The sequence below is a fragment of the Sphingomonas sp. NFR15 genome, from assembly GCF_900103265.1.
In the GTDB taxonomy this organism is placed as follows: domain Bacteria; phylum Pseudomonadota; class Alphaproteobacteria; order Sphingomonadales; family Sphingomonadaceae; genus Sphingomonas; species Sphingomonas pollutisoli.
On sequence record NZ_FMWX01000002.1, the window covers coordinates 321,196 to 340,485 of the forward strand.

Sequence of the window (19,290 nt, forward strand, 5' to 3'; positions counted from 1 at the left end):
ATGGGTGTTGACATATATCTGTTGTGATAATAAGTAAAGCGCGTATTGCATATTAGGTGCTGCGTGACCGAAGTTCGTGACTATGATCCCAACGCCTATCAGCGGCCTTCGGTCGCGGTCGATCTGGTGCTGCTCGGGATTCGCGACGGGCGGCTGGCGGTGCTGCTGGTGGAGCGTGACGCGCCGCCCTTCGCCGGCCGCCGTGCGCTACCCGGCGGGTTCGTCGGCATCGACGAGACGCTCGACGCCGCCGCGGCGCGTGTTCTGCGCGACAAGGCGGGGATCGCCACAGCGCATCTCGAACAACTCTACACGTTCGGCGCGGTCGCGCGCGATCCACGCATGCGGATCATCTCGGTCGCCTATCTCGCGTTGCTTGACGAAACCGCCTTCGCCGCCGCCCTCGATGCCATGCCGGGGCTGATCGCCGCGACGATCACCGTGCCGTGGGCGGGGGAAGCCGGCGGCGCGGTCGACATCGCCACGTCGAAGGGGCCGGTCCAGCTCGCCTTCGACCATGCCGACATCGTCGCGCTCGCGGTGCTGCGGTTGCGCGGCAAGCTCGATTATTCCGATGTCGGCTTCGCGTTTCTGCCCGAGCGCTTCACGCTGCGGCAGTTGCAGGACGTGCACGAAGCGGTTCTCGGCGTCGCGCTCAACAAGCCCGCCTTCCGCCGCCGCATGCTCGATCGCGGCTGGCTCACCGCCACCGGCGAGCGCGAGGGCGGCACCTCGTTCCGCCCCGCCGAACTCTATCGATTTCGCAGACCATAAGGAGAGTAACATGGCCACGATCCGCAACCTCCTGTTCTTCGCGCAGCTTCGCAGCGAGGCGAGCAGCCACATCATCCGCTATCGCAACGGCAAGGTCCGCCAGAGCGGGCGCGGTCTGGTCTTCTGGTTCCGCCCGGAAACCGCGAGCATCGCCGAAGTGCCGATGGACGACCGCGAGATGACCCTGTTCGTGCAGGGCCGCAGCCAGGACTTCCAGACGGTCTCGGTTCAGGGCACGGTCGGCTGGCACGTCGTCGATCCGGCATTGCTCGCCGACCGCGTCGATTTCACGATCAGCCCGTACAGCGGCAAGCCGCAAGGCGAGCCCGTGCCGAGCATCGAGGCGCGGATCACCGGCATCGCCAACCAGGCGGTGCTGCAATATCTCGGCACCGCGCCGGTGCGCGCCTTGCTCGACGCCGGGCCGGGGCCGCTGCGTGCGCAACTCGAGGCGGCGCTCGCCGCCGATCCGGCGCTGGCGGAGATCGGCGTCGCGGCGGTGTCGGTGCGGCTCACCAATCTCGCGCCGTCGAGCGAGCTCGAACGCGCGCTCCAGACCCCGACGTTCGAGGCGCTCCAGCAGAAGGCCGACGAGGCGACGTTCGAACGCCGCGCGCTCGCGGTCGAGAAGGAACGAGCGATCGCAGAGAACGAGCTGGCGACGCGGATCGAGCTGGCCCGGCGCGAGAAGTTGCTGATCGCGGAGGAGGCCGACAACGCCCGCAACCGCGCCGCCGGCAAGGCGGACGCGCAACAGGTGGAAGCCAAGGCCGAGGCCGACCGCATCCGCGTCGTCGAAGGCGCCAAGGCCGAGGCGGAACAGGCGCATATCGCGGTCTATCGCGATCTGCCGCCGGCGGTGCTGTTTGGCCTAGCCGCGCAGCAATTGGCGGGCAAGCTCGACACGATCGAGCATGTCAACATCACCCCCGATCTGCTCGCGACGGTGATGGGCGAATTCCGCAAGAGCCCGGTTCTGGCCGGCTGAAGCCCCGCGTTCGTGTCGAGTGACGTCGAGGCGCCTGCGCTGCGGGCTGCCGCTCGACTTCGCTCGAGGCGAACGGAGTGAAAGGACGCTTTGCATGTCCAGTATTCCACCCCGCGCGGTGTTCGTCATCCGCGAGACCGATCTCGAGCGGCTCATCGCGCGCCATGCGACACGCGATCAGGCGCGGTTCTTTCTCGAAACGCGCGGGCAGCGGATCGAGACGGTCGAGCAGCATCATCATCAGTTCCACGCCGCGCTGGCGGCGGCGCGCGCCGCGGTGCCGGCCGAGTGGCGGCAGGCGCTGGTACGCCGCGCCGAACTCGACCGCTTCCTGTTCGCGCGCGAGGATATCGTCATCGCGGTCGGGCAAGACGGCCTTGTCGCCAACGTCGCCAAATACGTCGCCGAGCAGCCCGTGATCGGGGTCAATCCCGCGCCCGATCTGTATGATGGCGTGCTCGCGCGGGTGCGGGTCGAGCGGCTGGCGCGATTGCTGCCGGGCGCGATACGATCCGATGCGCCGGTCGAGCGGCGCACGATGGTACAGGCGACGCTCGATGGCGGGGACGCGCTGGTCGCGCTCAACGAGATCTTCGTCGGGCACCGTAGCCACCAGTCGGCGCGGTACCGGATCGAACTGACCGGCGACGGCGAGGAACATTCGTCGTCGGGGCTGATCGTCGCCTCGGGCACCGGCGCGACCGGCTGGGCGCGCTCGATCGCCGAGGCGACGCACCTGCCGCTGCCGCTCGGCACCGAGGAACGCGCGGCCGGCTATTGGGTGCGCGAGCCGTTCCCGAGCGTCGCGACCGGAACACGGATGCGCGCCGGCAAACTCACCTCCGATCCGCTGGTCGTCACCTCGCGGATGAACGACGGCGGGGTGATCTTCGCCGACGGAATCGAACAGGATTTCCTCGCGTTCGACTGGGGCCGGCGCGCGACGATCGCGCCCGCGCCAAATTCCCTTCATCTCGTGATCGGGTAAGGATCGCACCCATGGCCGTTACCGACATCGCAACCCGCACCTACAACCACAATTTCCGGCTCGATCCGATCGTCCGGAGCCTGCTCGACACCGATTTCTACAAGCTGCTGATGTTGCAGATGATCCGCCACATCCACCCGGACGTGACCGCGACCTTCTCGGTCATCAACCGCAGCAAGAGCGTGCGGCTGGCCGAGATCATCGACGAGAGCGAGCTTCGCGCGCAGCTCGATCATGCCCGCACCGTGCGGTTCAGCCGCAAGGAGCTGATCTGGCTCGCCGGCAACAGCTTCTACGGCAAGCGCCAGATGTTCGCGCCAGACTTCATCGCGTGGCTCGCCGACTTCCAACTGCCCGAATATGAATTGCGCAAGGTCGATGGCCAGTATGAGCTACGGTTCGATGGGCCGTGGACCGGCACGACGATGTGGGAGATCCCGGCGCTCGCGATCCTCAACGAGCTGAAATCGCGCGCGGCGACCCGCGACATGGGCAAGTTCGCGCTCGACGTGCTGTACGCGCGCGCCAAGGCGCGGCTGTGGGAGAAGGTCGAGCGGCTGCGCGACCTGCCCGACCTCGTGCTGAGCGATTTTGGCACGCGGCGGCGGCACGGCTTCCTGTGGCAGCGCTGGTGCGTCGAGGCGCTCAAGGAAGGGCTCGGGGGCCGCTTCATCGGCACCTCGAACGTGCTGCTGGCGATGGACGCCGATCTCGAGGCGATCGGCACCAACGCGCACGAATTGCCGATGGTCGAAGCGGCGCTGTCGAACAGCGATGCCGAACTCGCCGGCGCGCCGTACCGCGTGCTCGAACAATGGCGCGCGCATTATGGCGGCAATCTGTTGATCGCCTTGCCCGACGCGTTCGGCACCACCGCCTTCCTCAAACAGGCACCGGCGTGGCTCGCCGACTGGACCGGCTTCCGCCCCGACAGCGCGCCGCCGATCGAAGGCGGCGAGCAGATCATCCGCTGGTGGCAGGACCAGGGCGTCGATCCGGCGAGCAAGCTGCTGATCTTCTCGGACGGCATGGACATCGACACGATCGAGCAGACCTACCGCCATTTCCGCGGCCGCGTGCGAATGAGCTACGGCTGGGGCACCAACCTCACCAACGATTTCCGCGGCTGCGATCCCCGCGGCGGCCATGCGCTTGAGCCGATTTCGCTGGTCTGCAAGGTGACGCGCGCCAACGGCCGGCCGGCGGTGAAACTGTCCGACAATCCGGCCAAGGCGACCGGCGAACCGGACGAGATCGCGCGCTATCTGCGCGTGTTCGGCGGCGATGGGCGCGCGGAGAGCGCGGTGAGCGTGTAGGAGGCGCTCGGTATGCTCAGGTTCAAAGGTGACGACTTTGATCCATACGCTGATGCAGGACGCGGATGATCGCGATCCCATAACGCGTCTGCTTGAAGTAGATCACATGCTGAGCCACGACCCGTCTGCGGAAACCCGGCCGGATTGCCGCACAGTCCTGCGACCTCTCAGGAGCGTTGGCTAGACTGGCGCACGCCGCTTCCAGCAGATCGGTGTAGTGGAGCGCTTGGGCCAAGCTCCATTGCTTGACCGTATACTCAAAAATGTCGTCTATATCCCTTTGAGCCTTTGGAGTGAGCCGAAACTCAGCCATGCTGCGCGGCTTTTCGTGTCTTAAAGGCCATGAAGTCGAAACGCTCCGGCTCTCCGCTCTGTTCGCCCTCGATAAGAGCCTGACGGATCGTCTCGATCTCCAAACCGCGTGCCTGCTCGCGCCGAATGAGATCGCGAATCGCTTCGCTGTCATTGGTGTAATGACCGGCAGCGATCTGAGACGCGATCCAGGCGTCTTGCTGCTCGGTAAGGGTGATGGTCTTGCGAACCGTTGCCATAGCCGGCTCCTCGACATTCATACTATTGGTGCAGTTTAGCGCCGCCGATACTCGAGCGCAAGACGCGGTGCCTACCTCACCGCACCCCCGCCTCAAACACGGTCAGCGCTCGCTCGACCTGCTCTTCCTTCGAAGCCTTGGGGTTCGCCGCAAGATACGCCTCGCACGCCGGCCCCGCCACCGCGCACACCGCCACCTTCGCCCTACCCGCGCGCCCGCGCCACAGGCTCGCGCCGGGCAGGAAGCTGTGGTGAATGCTGTCACGCACGATCTGCTTGAGGTCGGCATAGCGCAGCCCCTGCTCGATCACGGCGCGGACATATTCGTTGGTCATGTCGCTGCGCGAGACGCCCTCGTCGTCGGTCGAGAGCGTCACCGGCACGCCCGCCTCGCGGTACAGCGACAGCGGATGCGCCTTGCCCTTCACGCCGAGGATCACCGCGTTGCTGGTCAGGTTGATCTCGACGTCGATCTGCTTCGCCGCCATTTCCCTCAGCAACCCGGCGGCATCGTCCTCGTAGGAGATGTCGATGCCGTGGCCGATCCGCCGCGCGCCCGCCACCTCGACCGCCTCGCGGATATGGAAGGCGAGGTCGCGCGGCGGCACCAGCCCGAGCGTCAGTTCGCCCGCGTGGAGCGACAGCGCGACTTTGGGGTGGCGGGCCTTGAGATAGGCGATCATCCGCATGTGCAGATCATAATCGCGCACCGCGATCGGATCATGCTCGGGCGCGGCGATGTTGACCCCGACGAAGCGCGGGTCGGCCTCGGCCAGCGCGAAGCCGAGCGCGAGTTGCGCGAACGTGCCCGCCGGCGCGATCGTGCGGATCGCGGTGTAGAGATAGCGCATCTCGACCGCGCAGGCAGGCTTGGGCTTGGGCGTGCCACAGCCGTCGATCTGCGCCGACTCGGCTTCGAAGCGATCATATTCGGCGCGCGCGCGTGCCACCGCATCGGGCAGCAGCGGCGCGAGCTTCGCGGAGAGCGCGGCGAAGTCGGTCGGGTCGGTGTCCTTTACCGCCTCGATCAGCGCGCGGGCCTGGTGCGATCCGCTGCCGAGTTCGACATAGGAGACACGGTCCGCCGCCGCCTGCTCGCGAGTCAGCGCGAGTTCCTTGGCCTCGTTGCCGCGTGACGCGGTGCCGAACGCATCGAAGGTGGCGAAGAACCGGTCATAGCCCGACACGGTCGGCGCGTTGACGCCGGTCTCGAACCCACGCGTCGAGAGCGCGTCGAGCATCCGGCTATACAGCGCATAATTCTGCTCGAGCCCCGCCGCCGGCACACGGTTCGCGCGGTCGCACGGCGGCGGCACGATGCTGGCGGTGTCGGTGGCGATGCACAGTCCGCCCGCCGCTGCCCAGCGCAGCCAGTCCTCGGCGTAGATCGAGCCGCCGCCATGATTGTGGAGATCGCCGCCCTTGGGCATGGTCTGGAGGAACACGCGCAGCCGCGGCGGGCTGTCGGCGATCGCGTCGAGCCGGGCGGCGGCGCGCGCTTCGCTGGACAGCGGTTTCGTCTCGCGCGCACCGGCGGCGCCGCTCGCCAGTAACAGCGCGATGATGAGTGCGGCCGAACGCATGCTTCCCCCCGGATGACCTTGGGGGGCGCTAAGCGATTGGCGGTGTCTCGCCAATTGCAATGAAAAGCACGATCCGTTGCGGAAATGCGCGCGCAGGGTGCACGCATTTTTCGAACCCATCGTGCCGTTAACGGCGATGGACGCTCGCACGCACGCGCTTACTAGCTCCGCAATCGCCAAAAACCGGGTTGCGCCTTGAAAGTTCCCTGTCTTCGAAAGCGTGCGTGGTGACGCTGGCGCGGCCCTCGACCGGCGGGGCGCTGTTGCTGCTCAGCACCGCCGTCGCGGCGCTCGCGGCAGCGACGCATTCGGACGGCGTGCGCGCGCAGATCGCGCAACCGGCGGTCGCGCACGTCCAAAACGGTCCGCCCGAGTTGCTCGAACACTATTGCGCGCGCTGCCACAACGACGACGACAAGGTCGCGAACCTCTCGATCGCCGACCTGCGCGACAATGATCTGCTGATCGGCAAGCACGCCGACGAGTGGGAGAAGATCCTCCGGCGCACCAGCCTCGGCGAGATGCCGCCGCGGAACAAGCCGCAGCCCGATCCGGCGATGCGCGCCGCGTTCATCCAGTGGCTCAAGGGATCGCTCGATGCCTATGCCGCCGCGCATCCCGATCCCGGCCGCGCGACGCTCCGCCGCCTCAACCGGGTCGAATATGCCAACGCCGTGCGCGATCTGCTCGCGCTCGACGTCGATGTCAGCCGCGATCTGCCGCAGGACAATTCGGGCTATGGCTTCGACAATATCGCCGATGTGCTGACCGTCTCGCCGACGCTGATAGACCGGTACGTCAGCGTCGCCGGCAAGATCGCGCGGATCGCGACGGGAACGAGCTCGCCGCGCGCGTTCGTCACCAGCTACGAGGTGCCCAAGGACGGGTCGGTGCTCAACTCGGGCCGGCCTGCCTATAACGAGCGCGCCAGCGACATGCTGCCGCTCGGCTCGCGCGGCGGCGGCGCGTTCCGCTATTATGCGCGTCACGACGGCGTGTACGAGGTGAGCGGCTGGCTCAACGCCAACACCAACAATGAGACCGACCGGCTCAAGGAGGACAAGGTCAGCGTGCGCGTGCCGCTCACGGCGGGCGCGCACACCATCGGCATGGCCTTCCACCGCACGCTCGCGCCCGACGAGAGCGTGCAGACACTGCGCAACGATCTCGACAAGGTGCCGTTGCCGGTCGATGCGCCCAAGCCGCTGCCGCTCGACGTTCTCGTCGATGGCGTCCGGGTACAGCAGATCAGCGTGCCGTCGTACCGACTGTCACCGCGCTATTCGCAACGGAATTTCCCGCGCGACGTGCTCCAGATCGACGTCGCCGGGCCGTATGACGCGCGCGGCAAGGTCGATACACCGAGCCGCAAGCGCATCTTCCTGTGCCGCCCGCGCGCCGCCTCGGCGGAGACAGCCTGCGCGCAGAAGATCATCATCGCGCTCGCGCATCGCGCCTATCGCCGCCCGGTCGGCGAGGCCGATGTCGCGCCGCTGATGAAGCTCTATGCGAGCGAGCGCGCCGCATCCGATTTCGATCACGGCATCGCGGCTGCGGTGGAGGGCGTGCTGGTCGCGCCGCACTTCCTGTTCCTTGTCGAGAGCGATCCGGCGGGCAGCGTGCCGGGCAGCGTCCACCGCGTCACCGATCTGGAACTCGCCTCGCGGCTGTCGTTCTTCCTGTGGAGCAGTCTGCCCGACGACACGCTGTTGAAGGTGGCGGAGCAGGGCAAACTTGGCATGCCCGGCGCCATCGAGGCGCAGGTGACGCGGATGCTGGCCGATCCGCGCGCCGACGCGCTGACGAAAAACTTCGCCGGGCAATGGCTCTATCTGCGCAACCTCGACCAGCAGCGGCCCGACATCCGCGTCTATCCCGAGTTCGACACGCGGCTGCGCGCGGCGATGGCGCGCGAGACCGAGATGTTCTTCGGCTATGTGTTGCACACCAACCGCAGCCTGCTCGATTTCCTTGCGGCGGACTACACCTTCCTCAACCAGCGGCTCGCCGCGCATTACGGCATCGCCGGGGTCAGCGGCACCGCGTTCCGCAAGGTCGCGCTCGATCCGGCGTGGCATCGTGGCGGGCTGCTCGGGCAGGCGAGCATCCTTACCGTCACCTCCTACGGCAACCACACGTCGGTAGTGAAGCGCGGCAAATGGGTGCTGGAAAACATCCTCGCCGCCGCGCCGCCGCCACCCCCGCCCGACGTGCCGGCGCTTCAGGAAACGCATGACGGCCGCAAGCTCACCGCGCGCGAGCAACTCGAGCTGCACCGCGCGAACCCGGCCTGCGCCTCGTGCCACGTCAAGATGGACCCGATCGGCTTCGCGCTGGAGAATTTCGACGCGGTCGGCGGCTGGCGCACGCAGGACGCCGGGCAGATCATCGATGCGGCGGCGGTGCTGCCCGACGGCACCAAGTTCGCCGGCTTCGACGGGCTTCAGACAATCCTGCTCGCCCGCAAGGACGAATTCGCCGACGCTTTCACCCGCCGCCTGCTCACCTATGCGCTCGCGCGCGGGCTGGTCGCGCAGGACATGCCGACCGTGCGGAAGATCGCCGCGAGCGCGGCGGCGGATGATTACCGCATCCAGACGATCCTCAAGGGCATCGCCACCAGCGCACCGTTCACGCTCCGCAAGACGCCGGCAAAATGACACGCCGCCCCGCCCCGACCACCCGTTCCCCCGCGAAAGCGGGGGTCCAGAGCCACGAGCGCGGCGCTGCTTGGCTCTGGGCTCCCGCGTTCGCGGGAGAACAGCAAGGACCAACGCCATGATCCTCCCGCGCCCCGCGATCAGCCGCCGCACGATGCTGCGCGGCGCCGGCACGATGCTGGCGCTGCCCCTCCTCGAAGCGATGATGCCGAGCGCGCGCGCCGCCGATCTCGCGTCGCGACCCAAACGGTTGCAGGTGTTCTACTCGCCCAACGGCATGATGATGGACGCCTTCCGTCCGGCCACGCAAGGCAAGGGCTTCGCGCTGCCATCGACGCTGGAGCCGCTCGCGCCGCACCGCGCGCAGATCAGCGTGTTCAGCGGGCTCGGCCATCCGCAGGCGGCGGCGATGGGCGATATCGCCGCCGGGCATGGCCGCTCCTGCCCTGCCTTCCTTACCGGCACGCATGTCAAACAGACCGAGGGCACCGATATCCGCTGCGCGGTGTCGATCGATCAGGTCTATGCGCAGCATCTCGGCGACGCGACGATGCTCAGTTCGCTCGAACTCGGCATCGATCCGGCGAGCCTGCTCGGCAGTTGCGATATCGGCTATAGCTGCGCCTATACCAACGGCATTTCGTGGATGAACCCGAGCGTGCCGCTCCCCGTCAGCGCCAATCCGCGCGATGTGTTCGAGCGGCTGTTCGGCGACGGCGACGCGCTCGACGCGCAAAGCCGGCTCGCGCAGGCGCGCCGCCAGACCAGCATCCTCGATTTCGTCCGCGACGATACGCAGCGGCTGTCGGGGCGGCTCGGCAGCGAGGATCGCCGCAAGCTCGACGAATATCTGGCGGCGACGCGCGACATCGAAAAGCGCATCCAGCGCGCCGCAGCCTCGGGCGCGACCAGCCAGGCGACCGACATGGAGCGGCCGGCGGGCATCCCGGATTCGTTCGACGAGCATGTCCGCATGATGATCGATCTGCAGGTGCTGGCGATGCAGGCCGACATCACCCGCGTCGGCAGCTTCATGATCGGGCGCGAGCTGAGCAACCGCACCTATCCCGAGATCGGCGTACCCGATTCGCACCACATGCTCAGCCACCACGGCAACAGCCCCGAGAAGATGGCGAAGCTGGCCAAGATCAACCGGCACCACATGGAATATTTCGCCTACTATCTCGACCGGATGAAGGCGGTTAAGGACGGCGAGGGCACGTTGCTCGACCGCACGATGGTGATCCGCGGCTCTGCATTTGGGGACTCGAACCAGCACGACCACATGGACCTGCCGGTGATCGTCGCGGGCGGGCTGGTGCCGGGCGACCGCAGCATCGCGGTCCCCAAGGGCACGACCATGTCGAACCTGCTGCTTGCCGCGCTCAACGTGCTCGACGTGCCGACCAAATCCTTTGGTGACAGCACCGCGCCGCTCGCGGAGCTGGTGCATGCCTGATCGCGCGCGGATCGCGTTAGCGCTGGCAGCAGCGCTCGCACTGGCGAGCGGCACCGCGGAGGCACGCAAGCCTGCCGACGCGAGCGCGCTGGTCCGCGCGATCACGGCCGACGATCTCGCCGCGACGCAAGCCGCGCTCGCGGCGCATGCTGATCCCAACGTACCGCTCGATTACGGCGCGACCCCGCTCGCGCTCGCGGTCAACACGCAAGATCCCGCCCTGGTCGCGACGGTGCTTGCCGCGCATGCCAAGCCGAACACCGCCGACGCGGAGGGCGTCACGCCGCTCGCGCTCGCCTGCGAACTCGGCAACGCCGCGATCATCTCGCACCTGCTCGACGCGCACGCCGACCTCCGCATCGCCGCACCCGACGGGACCACGCCTCTGGCGATCTGCGCGCGCTTCGGGCCGGCGGAGGCGATAACACGGATCCTTGCTGAGGGCGCGGCACCCGATACGCCCGACGCGCGCGGCCAGACCCCGTTGATGTGGGCGGCCTCGGCCGGCCGCACCGAGGCGATCGCTGCGCTGCTCAAGGCCGGCGCGGACGTGAACCGGGTTTCGAAGGGCGGGTTTACCCCGCTGTTCTTCGCGATCAAAAGCAACGGGCCGGCCGCGACCGCCGCGCTGCTCGCCGCGGGCGCGAAGGCCGACTTTCGCGGTCCGGAGAATACCAGCGCGTTGCAACTCGCCCTGTACCAGCACAATTATTCCGCCGCCGCATTGCTCGTGCCCTATGGCTTCGATCTCGCCGCGCGCGATCGCGAGGGCAAGACCCCGCTCGATGCCGCCGCTGAAGGCGGTGATGCTACTCTGGTAAAGCTGCTGCTCGCGCGCGGCGCCGACGCCAATGCGCTGAGCGGCCCGTCCACGATCAAATGGGTGACAGAAGCCAATTTCGGCGTTGCGCCGCCACCCGTCCCGCCGACCCCGCCGCTGCTGTGGGCGGCGCAGGGCGGCCATGCCGAGGCGATGGCGGCGCTGCTCGCGGGCGGCGCCGACCCGCATTTCGTAGCAGCCGATGGCACTAACGTCGTGCTCGCGGCCGCGAGGGGCGGCAGTGACGCGGCGCTCCAGGTCGCTTTGCAGGCCGCGCCCGATGTCAATATCGCCAATGCGAACGGATTCACCGCGCTCCACATCCTGGTCAGCGGCCGCCCCTTCCCCGAGCTCGCGGCGATGCTGCGCACGCTCGCCGCGCATCACGCACGGACCGATCTCAAGAGCAAATACGGCACCGCCGCCGACATCGCGGACAAGGGGCTGAGCGACGTGAAGACGATTTTCCGCGAAACCTTCCCCGATGGGGCTGGCGCTATGCCGCCAAATCGGGGAGGACAGCACGTGGCCGCGCGGCCATGATCCACGTTACTTCAGGGCGAGACCGTTGATGATCGTACCAGCTTTCAAGACCCTCCGCGTTGCGGCGCTCGCCGCGATCCTGTCTGCGCCGGTGATGGCGGCGGCGCCTGCGCCGCAGGACGTCGTCAACGCGCGTGTCGCCGGCTTCAAGAAGATGGGCGGCGCGATGAAGGCGATCGGCGATCAGGTGAAGAGCGGTACGCCCGACAAGGCTGCCACGCTCGCCGCCGCGCAGACGCTCGCCACCACCGCCAAGGGCCAGGGCAAGCTGTTCCCCGCCGGCACCGGCCCCGCCGCCGGCGTCAAGACCGATGCTCTACCCGCCATCTGGACCAACCGCGCCACGTTCGACGCGGCGATGGCCAAGCTCGTGGGCGAATCGAACAAGCTGGTGGCGGTCGCCGGCAGCGGTGACGCTGCCGCGATCGGCGCGCAGATGAAGGCGGTCGGCGCGGCCTGCGGCGCCTGTCATCGCCAGTTCCGCTCGGACGATTGATCGCGCGGCATGACGCCTGACACCAGCACCGCGCGCGTGTGGGATCTGCCGGTTCGGCTGTTCCACTGGCTGCTCGTCGCGCTGCTCGGCTTCTCGTGGTGGAGCGGCGAGCATCATGACATGGATTGGCATCGGCTCTCGGGCTGCACGATCCTCGCGCTGCTGGTGTTCCGCATCTATTGGGGTTTCGCCGGCAGCCGCACCGCGCGCTTCAGTCAGTTCGTGCGCGGCCCACGCGCTGCTCTTGCCTATCTGCGCACGCTCGGCAAACGCCCCTATCAGGCGGCCGACGGGCATAATCCGGTCGGCGGGTGGAGCGTCATCGCGATGCTCGCCATGCTGGTGGTGATGGTGACGGCCGGGCTGTTCGCGGTCGACGTCGACGGGCTCGAATCGGGGCCGCTCGCAGATTACGTCAGCTTCGACACCGGTCGCGCCGCAGCGGAGGTACATCATCTCGTCTTCAACGTGCTGCTCGCGCTGGTCGTGCTGCATGTGCTGGCGGTGCTGTTCTATCTGGTCGGGCTGCGCCACAACCTCGTCGCGCCGATGATCCACGGCCGCCGCAAGACCGGCGCGGCCGCTGTTGCGGCGCGGCTCGGCGCGTCGCCGTGGAAGGCGGCGATCGGCGTGGCGATCGCGGCCGGCTTTGCGTATGCCGTGTCGAAGGGCTTCCGCTTCTAGGCGCACGGCATGGCGGGGGATGCTGTCACGCTGCACGGCGCGTTGCCGTTGTACGAGCGTATCGCGATCCTCGATGCGCGACGCCACGGGGACCGGGCGTTGCTGCCGGGCGAAGCCCGCTACCGCTTCGCTGGCGCCGCGCCGCTGATCGCAGTGACCACCGACGAGTTCGAACGCGCCGCGCTCGACTACCCGATCCTGTTCTTCGCGGCCGAGCGCGAGGCGGTGGTCGTCACCGGGCTGAGCGCTGGCCGCAACCTGTTCGTCGCCCCGGACGGACGCTATGCGCCCGGCGCCTATGTGCCGGCCTATCTGCGCCGCCACCCGTTCACGCTCGCGCGCCGCGAGCACGCAGATACCAACGTGATCTGCATCGACGAAGCCTCGGATCGCATCGTCCCGATCGGCACGCCGGGCGCTACGGCCTTGTTCGAGCGCGGGCGACCCACCGCGCTGGTCCAAACGGCGATCGGCATGTGCAACGCGGTCGATGCCGCAGAAGGCCGCACCCGCGCCTTCGTCGCGATGCTCGACGAGCTCGGGCTGCTGGAACCGCGCCGCGCCTATCACACGCCGCCCGGCGGCGAGCGGACGTTGGTGATCGAATATGACGCGGTCTCGCGCGCCAAGCTCGACGCGCTGGCGCCAGCCGCCTTCGTGAAGTTGCGCGACCAAGGCGCGCTCGCCTGGATCTATGCGCATATGCTCTCGGCCGGGAACTGGGACGTGCTGCCGCTATGGGCGGCCGGCTGAAGCGCCTTCCCCGGTTCATCCTGAACGCAGCCGAAAGCCGCGCCCCGCTGCCGTGCTTGTCGCAAGCGCTTCGACTTCGTTCAGCGCGAAGGGTTGGAAGCGGTTCGAGCAGTTCCAGCGGTTCGAGCAGTTCGCGTGGACCTTACCCCGTCGGCCACCCACCCCGTTCGTCCTGAGCGCAGTCGAAGGACGTACCACGCACGCCGCTTGACGCACGCGCGTCGATTTCGTCCAGCGTGGATGGGCAGGCACCCGATCAGCCGGTGTACGCCTTGACCAACCGGTACAGGAACACGCGCCCGTCCATCAACGACCTGACGCGGATGCGCTCGTTGAGGCCATGCACCCCCTGCCCGTCCGGGTCCGAGAACAGCCCCGACACACCGTAGGTCGGAATGCCCGCCGCGTTGGTGAAGCGGCCGTCGGTGGCGCCGGTCGACAGACGCGGGATCACCGGGACGCCCGGCCACATCTCCTTGGTCAGCGCTTCGATCGGCGCCATGATCTGTGGGGTCAGCGGCGGCGCCGACGATTTCGGCTGGGGCGGATCGGCGAGCGCGACGCTCACCTTCGGGTTGGCCGCCACTTTCGTCAGCGTGGCGAGGATCGCGTCGACGCTCTCGCCCGGAATGATCCGGCAATTGACGTTGGCGCTCACCGCCTGCGGCTGCGCGTTGGCGGCGTGCCCGCCCGAGATCAGCGTCGGGATGCAGGTGGTGCGGAGCGTCGCATTCCAGCTCGGGTTTTCGGCGGAGACGGCCGCATAATCGGCAGCGGTCGCCGTGCCCGCGCCGATCGCCGCCATCGCGGCGCGCGTCTTGGGATAGAGCGCCGCCGACGCGCCGAAATACGCCTTGGCGGCAGGCGTCAGATCGACCGGAAAGTCATAGGCGTTGATCCGCGCCAGCGCCTCGGCCATCCAGCCGATCGCGTTGACGTGCGGCGCCTGGCGCGAGCTGTGCCCGCCGGGCGCGGTCGCCGTCAGCGTGAAATCCTGATAGACCTTCTCTCCCGCCTGAACGCCCTGGCTGACCGGCTTGCCCGCGTCGTCGAGCGACCCGCCACCGCCCTCGTTGAGCGCCCAGCCCGCCCGCAGCGTCTCGGGCCGGGTCTTGAGCAGCCATTCGACGCCGTTGAGCGCCTTCTCGGTCTCCTCGCCACAGGTCAGCGCGAGCTTGATCGTGCGCTTGGGTTTGTAGCCCTCCTGCCGGAAGCGGATCATCGCATCGGTGAACGCCGCCGCCATCGCCTTGTCGTCCGAGGTGCCGCGCCCGTAGAGATAGCCGTTCTCCTCGATCAGCGTGAACGGATCGCGAGTCCAGTCGCTGCGCTTGGCGGCAACCACGTCGATATGCGCAAGCAGCAGCAGCGCCGGCAGCTTGGCATCGCTGCCGCGCAGGATCGCGGCGAGATTGCCCTCCTTGGGGTGCGCGGGATCGACGAGCACCTGCACGTCGGCGACCGGATAGCCGGCCGCGGTGAGGCGGGCGCCCATCCGCTCGGCAGCAAGCGTGCAACTGCCGTCGGGCCAGCTCGAATCGGTTTCGACCAGTTGCTTGTAGAGCGCGCGGAACGCCGGCTCACCGCCGCGCGGATCGACCGCGGCGGCGTGGAGCGGCGCGGCGCTGGCCAACACGGCCGCAAGCGCGACGAAACTGGAGCGACGAGCGGCCTTCATGACGATCCCCCTGTGACCCGAACCGGCCCAGCTTGGCCGAGCACGATCGCTTCGACAAGCCGCTTCGTTTTGCTACTGCCTCGCAATGGCTTTGCCGCTATGCAGGGGGCATGCTGGTCCACATCCCCGCCCTGTTCTCGCCCGACGAGGTTCGTGAGGCACGCGGGCTGCTCGAAGCCGCCGATTGGCACGACGGCCGGGCCACCGCCGGCCACCGCGCTGCGCTGGTCAAGCGCAACCTGCAACTGCCGCTAGACCATGCCATCAGTCGCCAGCTCGGCGCGCGCATCCTCGATCGGCTCGGGACCACGCCGCTGTTCATCGCCGCCACGCTGCCGCTGCGCGTACTGCCGCCGCGCTTCAACCGGTACGAAGGCGGGGGCGACTATGGCGCGCATGTCGATAGCGCGATCTTCCCGCTGCCCGGCTCGGCCGAGCGGGTCCGCAGCGACGTGTCGAGCACGCTCTTCTTCAGCGATCCGCAGGACTATGACGGCGGCGAACTCGTCATATCCGACACGTTCGGCGAGCGCCGCGTCAAGCTCGCCGCCGGGGACATGATCGTCTATCCCGGCACCAGCCTCCACCACGTCACCCCTGTGACGCGCGGCACACGCTATGCCGCGTTCTTCTGGACGCAGAGCCTGGTCCGCGCAGACGAGCGGCGCCGACTGCTGTTCGATCTCGACACCGCGATCCAGGTGCTCGGTAGCGATCATCCCGATCATGCGTCGCTCGACACGCTGACCGGGGTCTATCACAATTTGATGCGGCAATGGTCGGAGACGTGAGTCCGCTGCCGCCGCTGACGGCGATCCCGCCCGATCTCCAGACGCTCGCCGATTACGAGCGCCGCGCCGAGCACCACGTGCCCGCCGCGACCTGGGCGCACATCCAGGCGGGCAGCGCCCAGACGCTGGCGCGCAACCGCGCCGCGTTCGAGCGCCTCGCCCTGCTGCCGCGCATGCTGACCGATCTGCGCGGCGGGCATACGCGGCTGACGCTGTTCGGGCTTGAGCATCAGGCGCCGATCCTGTTCGCGCCGGTCGCCTATCACCGTCTCGTCCATCCCGAGGGCGAACTCGCCTGCGTGCGCGCGAGCGTCGCCATGGGTGTCGGCATGGTCGCCAGCACCTTGTCGAGCGTGCCGCTCGAGGCGATCGCCGCGGCCGCGCGCGACGCGGCGCGCGCGCTCGGCGTCGCGCTGCCGCCGCTCTGGTTCCAGCTTTATCTTCAGGAGGATCGCGCGGTCTCCGCCGAGTTGGTCGCGCGTGCGCAGGCTGCCGGATATGAGGCGATCGTGCTCACGGTCGATGCGTCGGTGAAGACCTCGGGCTTCGCGCTGCCGCCCGGCGTCACCGCGGCCAACCTGCGGGCCGGCGCCGATCGGCGTCAGACCAGCGTGCCCGGTTCGCGCATCCTGTTCGGCACGCCGCTCGCCGATGGCGCGCCGACGTGGGCCGATGTCGCGTGGCTGCGCGCGCAAACACGGCTGCCGGTGATCCTCAAGGGTCTGCTCGCCGCCGACGACGCGCGGATCGCGGTATCGCATGGCGCCGATGCGATCATCGTTTCGAACCACGGCGGGCGCACGCTCGACGGTGCGCCGTCGGCGCTCGACGTACTGCCGGCGATGCTCGCGGCCGCCGGCGCGGTGCCGCTGCTGGTCGACGGCGGCGTCCGCACCGGGCCCGATATCGTCAAGGCGCTCGCGCTCGGGGCGACGGCGGTGCTGGTCGGCCGGCCGCAACTGCACGGCCTCGCCGTCGCGGGCATGGCGGGCGCGGCGCACGTCGCCCATATTCTGCGCGCGGAGTTGGAACTGGCGATGGCGCAGCTCGGCTGCCCGACGCTGGACCGCATTGGCCCCGCCTGCCTGCTCCCCCGGTCTTCATAACGGTTCCGTCATATCTGTTGCGCCGCAGCAACAGCTTGCGACTTTCCGCACCGGGGGCGGATCGTCCGCGCCGGATGATGGTTAGGCACCCGCTGAATACAAAACACCAAAGGAACTTAGTATGCGTAAAGCCCTCCTCTCCGCCGTCGCCTTCGGCCTCGTCGCGTTTGGTGCGAACGCCGCGTCCGCGCAGGACACGACCGTGACGGACACCAGCGTCGCCGACAGCAACCCCACGTTCCGGGGCATCCGCATCGAAGGCGATATCGGCGGTGACCGCTTCCAGTCGCAGGGCCGCCACCGTGACAAGTTCGGTTACGGCGCGACCGTCGGCTTCGACGGCGTGATCGCAGACCGGATCGTCGTCGGCCCGGAAGCATCGTACTGGCGCGCCAATGACTGGAGCGAGAATTGCTCGCGCGGCGGCGGCAACAGCCAGATCTGCCAGAAGTCGTTCGAGGAATATGGCGCGGCCGTGCGCGCGGGCTACCTCGTCACCCCGAACTTCCTCGTCTATGGCAAGGGCGGCTATGTGAACAACCAGCAGCGCAAGCGCATCGACGCACCGACCGGCCAGAACATCGTGTATGATCGCTTCAGCACCGACGGCTATCAGGTCGGCGGCGGCGTGGAATATTCGGTCGGCCGCGACGTGATGCGGATGCCGCTCTTCGTCGGCGCGCAGTACGTTTATTCGCAGTATAACGACCACACCTCGCGTCAGCGCGTGATGGGCACCATCGGCTTCCACTTCAAGTAAGCGACGCTTCTTTCGGAAGCTCGGAAAAGGGCGGCTCGCGAGGGCCGCCCTTTTTTGCGTCTCGGCTCTGGGAGGGCCGCGCCCGCGCGTGGCGGCGCACACGCCTGCCGGACATACGGAAGCGCGCGGCGGAACAACGATATTACAAGTGAAAGACGGTAAGAGAGCGCCAGTAGGGCAGGCTTCTCGAGCCGGTATCGAAACCCCGAGATGAAGGGGTGGTGGACAGGGCTGGATTCGAACCAGCGTACGCTTGCACGGGCAGATTTACAGTCTGCTGCCTTTAACCACTCGGCCACCTGTCCAGATTGGGCCGCCAAAAAGCGAGGCGTGCCAATGCCGACCTCGAAGCCCGCTGTCAACGCCCAACAGCGGCAAATCGCGGGCGAGACTTGCATGCGAGCAGCGCGGCGCATACCGAACGGCAAGATTCATCGCGGCGGATGTCGATCCCCCGCTTACCGGACGCCCTTCATGATGACCCGTGTCGATCTCCCCCCCGTTCCCCGCGCGGCCGTGACCCGCCGAGTGCCGAACTGATGGCGCGGCGCGGACACCGCCCGTCGCAGGCGCCCGCCGGCCGGCCGCGCTTCTGGGGCCGCCACGCGGTGATCGCCGCGCTCGCCAACCCGGACCGCGTCGTCCGCAAGATCTGGGCGACGCGCGAAGCGCTCGCGAGCCTCGACATCCCGCCCGTGGTCCCGATCACCTATGCCGATGTCGCCGATCTGGCGCGGCTGGTGCCGTCCGACGCGCCGCATCAGGGGCTGGTCGCGGAAGTCGATCCGCTCGAGGATATCTGGCTCGGCGATCTGCTCGAACAGGGCGCCGACGATCGCCGTCCGCTGCTGGTGCTCGATCAGGTGACCGACCCGCACAATGTCGGCGCGATCCTGCGTTCGGCCGCCGCGTTCGATGCGCTCGGGATCATCACGCCCGATCGTCACGCGCCGCCCGAATCGGGCACGATCGCCCGCGCCGCCTCGGGCGCGCTCGAAATCGTGCCGTGGGTGCGGGTGGTGAACCTCGCGCGTGCATTGGAAGAAATCGCGGAAGCCGGCTTCTGGCGGGTCGGATTGACCGGCGAGGCGCCGCAGACGCTCGAGCAGGCGATGGGGCAGCAGCGCGTCGCGCTGGTGCTCGGCGCCGAAGGTGAAGGCATGCGGCAGAACACCGCCGCGCATTGCGACGAACTGGGCCGGCTGCCGATCTCGCCGCGGATGGAGAGCCTCAACGTCTCCAACGCCGCCGCGATCGCGCTTTACGCGGCCACGACCCGGGCTATGGCTTAACAACGACCGTTCGTGCCGGGCGAACGGCTGGCGTGGCCTCCGATGGGAG

General features: G+C 68.1%; 18 protein-coding genes and 1 tRNA gene. 14 read left to right on the top strand and 5 right to left on the bottom strand.

The genetic code is table 11. From position 1 onward, the window contains the following. Positions 1–63: 63 nt before the first annotated feature. The 4 genes from BLS81_RS06920 to pncB all read left to right on the top strand — a co-directional run bounded on the left by BLS81_RS06920 (position 64) and on the right by pncB (position 4,066). A complete protein-coding gene (locus tag BLS81_RS06920) occupies positions 64–774 on the top strand; it encodes an NUDIX hydrolase (protein WP_093222539.1) in 711 nt (236 codons plus the stop codon). Between the two features lie 10 nt (positions 775–784). Beyond that, the gene (locus tag BLS81_RS06925; protein WP_093222542.1) at positions 785–1,762 is read left to right on the top strand and encodes an SPFH domain-containing protein; all 978 of its coding nucleotides are present in this window, start codon (positions 785–787) and stop codon (positions 1,760–1,762) included. A gap of 94 nt (positions 1,763–1,856) precedes the next feature. After that, the gene (locus BLS81_RS06930) at positions 1,857–2,750 is read left to right on the top strand and encodes an NAD(+)/NADH kinase (RefSeq protein ID WP_093222545.1); all 894 of its coding nucleotides are present in this window, start codon (positions 1,857–1,859) and stop codon (positions 2,748–2,750) included. A gap of 11 nt (positions 2,751–2,761) precedes the next feature. After that, positions 2,762–4,066 (top strand): nicotinate phosphoribosyltransferase, encoded by a 1,305-nt coding sequence (gene pncB, locus BLS81_RS06935; protein WP_093222547.1) that lies wholly within the window; start codon positions 2,762–2,764, stop codon positions 4,064–4,066. Positions 4,067–4,088: 22 nt separating this feature from the next. On the opposite strand, the gene BLS81_RS06940 is transcribed toward pncB, so the two are convergent. The 3 genes from BLS81_RS06940 to BLS81_RS06950 all read right to left on the bottom strand — a co-directional run bounded on the left by BLS81_RS06940 (position 4,089) and on the right by BLS81_RS06950 (position 6,199). Next, positions 4,089–4,379: a type II toxin-antitoxin system RelE/ParE family toxin gene (locus BLS81_RS06940; protein WP_093222550.1), complete on the bottom strand. Its 291-nt coding sequence runs from the start codon at positions 4,377–4,379 to the stop codon at positions 4,089–4,091. Beyond that, on the bottom strand, positions 4,372–4,617 hold the full coding sequence (locus BLS81_RS06945; protein WP_093222960.1) for a type II toxin-antitoxin system ParD family antitoxin: 246 nt from the start codon (positions 4,615–4,617) through the stop codon (positions 4,372–4,374). The genes BLS81_RS06940 and BLS81_RS06945 overlap by 8 nt, the downstream gene beginning before the upstream one ends. A 76-nt stretch (positions 4,618–4,693) precedes the next feature. Next, the gene (locus tag BLS81_RS06950; RefSeq protein ID WP_093222554.1) at positions 4,694–6,199 is read right to left on the bottom strand and encodes an adenosine deaminase family protein; all 1,506 of its coding nucleotides are present in this window, start codon (positions 6,197–6,199) and stop codon (positions 4,694–4,696) included. A 227-nt stretch (positions 6,200–6,426) separates the two neighbouring features. Here BLS81_RS06950 and BLS81_RS06955 point away from each other — a divergent pair, with 227 nt between their 5' ends. The 6 genes from BLS81_RS06955 (at position 6,427) to BLS81_RS06980 (ending at position 13,614) form a co-directional block, all read left to right on the top strand. Further along, entirely contained in the window at positions 6,427–8,859 is a 2,433-nt protein-coding gene (locus BLS81_RS06955) for a DUF1592 domain-containing protein (protein ID WP_093222961.1), read from the top strand. A gap of 118 nt (positions 8,860–8,977) precedes the next feature. Next, a complete protein-coding gene (locus BLS81_RS06960; protein WP_093222556.1) occupies positions 8,978–10,318 on the top strand; it encodes a DUF1552 domain-containing protein in 1,341 nt (446 codons plus the stop codon). Further along, on the top strand, positions 10,311–11,681 hold the full coding sequence (locus tag BLS81_RS06965; protein WP_093222559.1) for an ankyrin repeat domain-containing protein: 1,371 nt from the start codon (positions 10,311–10,313) through the stop codon (positions 11,679–11,681). The genes BLS81_RS06960 and BLS81_RS06965 overlap by 8 nt, the downstream gene beginning before the upstream one ends. A gap of 28 nt (positions 11,682–11,709) precedes the next feature. Further along, positions 11,710–12,177: a c-type cytochrome gene (locus BLS81_RS06970; RefSeq protein ID WP_093222561.1), complete on the top strand. Its 468-nt coding sequence runs from the start codon at positions 11,710–11,712 to the stop codon at positions 12,175–12,177. Positions 12,178–12,186: 9 nt separating this feature from the next. After that, positions 12,187–12,861, top strand: coding sequence for a cytochrome b/b6 domain-containing protein (locus BLS81_RS06975; protein ID WP_176787064.1), 675 nt, complete (start codon positions 12,187–12,189; stop codon positions 12,859–12,861). 9 nt (positions 12,862–12,870) lie between these two features. After that, positions 12,871–13,614 (top strand): SapC family protein, encoded by a 744-nt coding sequence (locus BLS81_RS06980; protein ID WP_093222564.1) that lies wholly within the window; start codon positions 12,871–12,873, stop codon positions 13,612–13,614. Positions 13,615–13,870: 256 nt separating this feature from the next. Here BLS81_RS06980 and BLS81_RS06985 read toward each other — a convergent pair whose 3' ends face one another. Beyond that, the gene (locus BLS81_RS06985; RefSeq protein ID WP_093222566.1) at positions 13,871–15,292 is read right to left on the bottom strand and encodes a M20/M25/M40 family metallo-hydrolase; all 1,422 of its coding nucleotides are present in this window, start codon (positions 15,290–15,292) and stop codon (positions 13,871–13,873) included. A 110-nt stretch (positions 15,293–15,402) separates the two neighbouring features. On the opposite strand from BLS81_RS06985, the gene BLS81_RS06990 reads away from it, so the two are divergent. The 3 genes from BLS81_RS06990 (at position 15,403) to BLS81_RS07000 (ending at position 17,949) form a co-directional block, all read left to right on the top strand. Continuing rightward, the gene (locus BLS81_RS06990; protein WP_093222569.1) at positions 15,403–16,083 is read left to right on the top strand and encodes a Fe2+-dependent dioxygenase; all 681 of its coding nucleotides are present in this window, start codon (positions 15,403–15,405) and stop codon (positions 16,081–16,083) included. Continuing rightward, entirely contained in the window at positions 16,080–17,189 is a 1,110-nt protein-coding gene (locus tag BLS81_RS06995; protein ID WP_256326108.1) for an alpha-hydroxy acid oxidase, read from the top strand. The genes BLS81_RS06990 and BLS81_RS06995 overlap by 4 nt, the downstream gene beginning before the upstream one ends. Before the next feature lie 121 nt (positions 17,190–17,310). Further along, a complete protein-coding gene (locus BLS81_RS07000) occupies positions 17,311–17,949 on the top strand; it encodes an outer membrane protein (RefSeq protein WP_093222575.1) in 639 nt (212 codons plus the stop codon). A gap of 219 nt (positions 17,950–18,168) precedes the next feature. Here the strand turns inward: BLS81_RS07000 and BLS81_RS07005 are convergent. Continuing rightward, positions 18,169–18,254 (bottom strand) — tRNA-Tyr (locus tag BLS81_RS07005). A 234-nt stretch (positions 18,255–18,488) separates the two neighbouring features. Between BLS81_RS07005 and rlmB the strand changes: the two genes are divergently transcribed. Further along, entirely contained in the window at positions 18,489–19,241 is a 753-nt protein-coding gene (rlmB, locus tag BLS81_RS07010) for a 23S rRNA (guanosine(2251)-2'-O)-methyltransferase RlmB (RefSeq protein ID WP_093222577.1), read from the top strand. The last annotated feature ends 49 nt before the right edge of the window (positions 19,242–19,290 follow it).

What these genes read in the sequence shown, in the direction of transcription:
- BLS81_RS06925 (WP_093222542.1), top strand. Translation starts at nt 785, where the DNA reads ATGGCCACGATCCGCAACCTCCTGTTCTTCGCGCAGCTTCGCAGCGAG.
- BLS81_RS06930 (WP_093222545.1), top strand. Translation starts at nt 1,857, where the DNA reads ATGTCCAGTATTCCACCCCGCGCGGTGTTCGTCATCCGCGAGACCGAT.
- pncB (WP_093222547.1), top strand. Translation starts at nt 2,762, where the DNA reads ATGGCCGTTACCGACATCGCAACCCGCACCTACAACCACAATTTCCGG.
- BLS81_RS06940 (WP_093222550.1), bottom strand. Translation starts at nt 4,379, where the DNA reads ATGGCTGAGTTTCGGCTCACTCCAAAGGCTCAAAGGGATATAGACGAC.
- BLS81_RS06945 (WP_093222960.1), bottom strand. Translation starts at nt 4,617, where the DNA reads ATGGCAACGGTTCGCAAGACCATCACCCTTACCGAGCAGCAAGACGCC.
- BLS81_RS06950 (WP_093222554.1), bottom strand. Translation starts at nt 6,199, where the DNA reads ATGCGTTCGGCCGCACTCATCATCGCGCTGTTACTGGCGAGCGGCGCC.
- BLS81_RS06960 (WP_093222556.1), top strand. Translation starts at nt 8,978, where the DNA reads ATGATCCTCCCGCGCCCCGCGATCAGCCGCCGCACGATGCTGCGCGGC.
- BLS81_RS06965 (WP_093222559.1), top strand. Translation starts at nt 10,311, where the DNA reads ATGCCTGATCGCGCGCGGATCGCGTTAGCGCTGGCAGCAGCGCTCGCA.
- BLS81_RS06970 (WP_093222561.1), top strand. Translation starts at nt 11,710, where the DNA reads ATGATCGTACCAGCTTTCAAGACCCTCCGCGTTGCGGCGCTCGCCGCG.
- BLS81_RS06975 (WP_176787064.1), top strand. Translation starts at nt 12,187, where the DNA reads ATGACGCCTGACACCAGCACCGCGCGCGTGTGGGATCTGCCGGTTCGG.
- BLS81_RS06980 (WP_093222564.1), top strand. Translation starts at nt 12,871, where the DNA reads ATGGCGGGGGATGCTGTCACGCTGCACGGCGCGTTGCCGTTGTACGAG.
- BLS81_RS06985 (WP_093222566.1), bottom strand. Translation starts at nt 15,292, where the DNA reads ATGAAGGCCGCTCGTCGCTCCAGTTTCGTCGCGCTTGCGGCCGTGTTG.
- BLS81_RS06990 (WP_093222569.1), top strand. Translation starts at nt 15,403, where the DNA reads ATGCTGGTCCACATCCCCGCCCTGTTCTCGCCCGACGAGGTTCGTGAG.
- BLS81_RS07000 (WP_093222575.1), top strand. Translation starts at nt 17,311, where the DNA reads ATGCGTAAAGCCCTCCTCTCCGCCGTCGCCTTCGGCCTCGTCGCGTTT.
- rlmB (WP_093222577.1), top strand. Translation starts at nt 18,489, where the DNA reads ATGGCGCGGCGCGGACACCGCCCGTCGCAGGCGCCCGCCGGCCGGCCG.